The sequence below is a fragment of the Bradyrhizobium valentinum genome (assembly GCF_001440405.1).
GTDB lineage: Bacteria > Pseudomonadota > Alphaproteobacteria > Rhizobiales > Xanthobacteraceae > Bradyrhizobium > Bradyrhizobium valentinum.
This window is the reverse complement of sequence record NZ_LLXX01000071.1, coordinates 1-2279: the sequence shown is the minus strand read 5'-3', so window position 1 is coordinate 2279 and position 2279 is coordinate 1. Positions and strand designations below refer to the sequence as shown.

At 68.6% G+C, this 2279-nt stretch carries 2 protein-coding genes; both read right to left on the bottom strand.

What is annotated here, in order from left to right; all coding sequences use genetic code 11:
• The coding region (locus tag CP49_RS11820; protein WP_057850436.1) for a heme biosynthesis protein HemY at window positions 1-1332 on the bottom strand (1332 nt) is incomplete at its 3' end.
• Window positions 1333-1340: 8 nt separating this feature from the next.
• The coding region (locus CP49_RS45920) for a COG4223 family protein (protein WP_057850435.1) at window positions 1341-2279 on the bottom strand (939 nt) is incomplete at its 5' end.

Genomic DNA, 2279 nt, shown 5'->3' with positions numbered 1-2279 from the left:
CATGGCTTCCTCGAACGCCGAAGATTCGATCGCGGGCCCCTTGTCGGACGGCAGCGCCGCGACCGGCGTCTGCCACTGGAAGGCATCCAGCCGCCCCGTGACCGGAGAGACCGGCCGCCAGCGATCGCTGACATAGCCGTCCGCGGTCCAGGCCGGATCGTGCAGCGCGCGCACCGCGCGCAAGGTCCATGCCCGCGCCCGGCCGCTATCGCCATGCTCGGTGCGTTCGAGCTCCGCCATCAACAGCGCGACCCGCTGCGTAGGAGCTGCGATGAACGGCGCCAGCGCCTCGCGCGCCTTGGTAAATTCGGACGCGTCGATCGCGGCGCGCGCAACCGCCAGCGCGCCCTCGACGTGGCCGGGCATCTTCGCCGCGAGCGTCTCGACCCGCACCAGCCGTTGGCGTGCGGAATCCCCTAACTTCACATGTGCATAGGCGTCCGCAAGATCGGGATGCGGCTGCGCCAACCACGCGGTCTCGACGATCCGCATCGAACGCCGGGTCTGATGCGCTTCGCTTTCGAACTTGCTCGCAAGCACCGCAGCCGGCACCAGCGTCGGCGCCAGCTTGACCGCTTCCATCACGCTCTCGCGCGCCAGATCGCGATCGACCTTTTCGAGTTCGAGCGCCCGCGCCGTCAACAGCACGCCGCGCTGCCTGCGATAGGTCGCCTTGTCGATCAGCCCGGCCGATTGATTGTTGTCGAGGATTTTCAGCGCGCCGGCCCAATCGCCCTTGGCGCAGCAGAAGCCGAGCACGGCATGCGAGGCCCATGACGAGGACGGCGACAGTTTTAGCGCTTCCTCGGCGACCATCACGGCGGCGACGGGATCGTCGGCGCGCTGCGCCTCGATGAACAGGCCGCGCAGCCCCAACAGCCGCGTGTCCTCACGCTCGGCCATGGCGCGGAAGGCGCGCTGCGCGCCCTCGCGGTCGCCATCGAGTTGCGCTGATTGCGCATGCAACAGCAGGGACAGCGGATCGTGCGCCGCATGTTTTCGCGCGGCTTCGGCGTGGATACGGGCGGCGGTGGAATCGCCATGGCCGATCGCGAGCAGTCCTTGCGTAATTGCATGGCGGCCACGGGCATGGCGGCGTTCGCGCCGGTTGCGTCTGACGCGTTCCGGCGTCCGCCACAGCCCGCGCAGGATCGCCCACGACATCATGGCCGCAACAATCACGATGCCGAGCGCCAGCACGAACACCGGCAGCGTGGTCTGGATGCGGTAGCCGCCCCATGACAGCACGACATCGCCGGTCTGTTCGGCGACCCAGGCCGCGCCGGCCGCACCCAGCGCGATCAGCAACAGAAACAGAATGATCCGGACCATTGAAATCCTTATTGCGCCGGTTTGGCGAGCGCGGCCATGGCGTCGGTCGCGAATTGACGGGATGCGGCCAGCGCGGCGTCGCGCGCATCGGCGCTTTCAAGCCATGATTGCGCCGCGGCGCGATCGGCCGGCTCCAGCGTCTTCAATTCCCGCCGCGCTTCATTGAAATCGTTTCGCAGCGCCGCTGCCGTCACCCGCGCCACCACGGCGCCGCGATCCGTGCCGGCGGTGTCGGTGCGCTCGATCTTCACCAGTTTGGCGGCGCCCGCCTGCAGACGCTCGACGATGCCCGTGCCGGTCGTAGCGGTGCTCTGCTGGGCAGCCGGTAACAGCTTCGGCACCAACGCCAGCAGTTCCGTGCTCAGCTTGCCGGCATTCGGCACGCCCTTTTCCGCAAATTGATCGAGCGGCTTCAGGACATCCGGATTGGGTGCCAGCGCTTTCGTCGCGGCGAGCGCGGCCGGATAGGGATCGCCGATCCGGACCAGCACGTCGAGCAGCGCTCCCGCCACCAGGCGGCGCAGCGGCAGATCGTCGGCAGGTTTGACGTCGGTAAGCCTGCTGCCTTGCTGCGCGATCTCGGCGTTCTGCGCCCGCATCTGGCTTTCGATTTTCGCAATCCGTTCGTCGACCCCCGAGAGATCGACGGACGCGGCGCCGTCGCCGCGCGGCGCAGTTCTCACCTCATTGATGGCGGACGCCAGCTTCTCGCCTTGCGCGCGCGTCGCGGCGAGTTCCGTGCGCAGCGTCGCGACCGATTTTTCCAAGGCGTCGGCGCGCGCGGCAGCGGCGGGATCGGCCGCTGGCTTACCCGCTTTCGACTCCAGGCCCGCGAGGCGCGCGGTGAGACCGTCGATGGCGGCATTGAGCTGCGGTGCAGGTGGCGCGGCGGCAGGCTGAATTGCGGGCCAGCCGAGCAGCCAGCCGACGCCGATCACCAGCGCAGC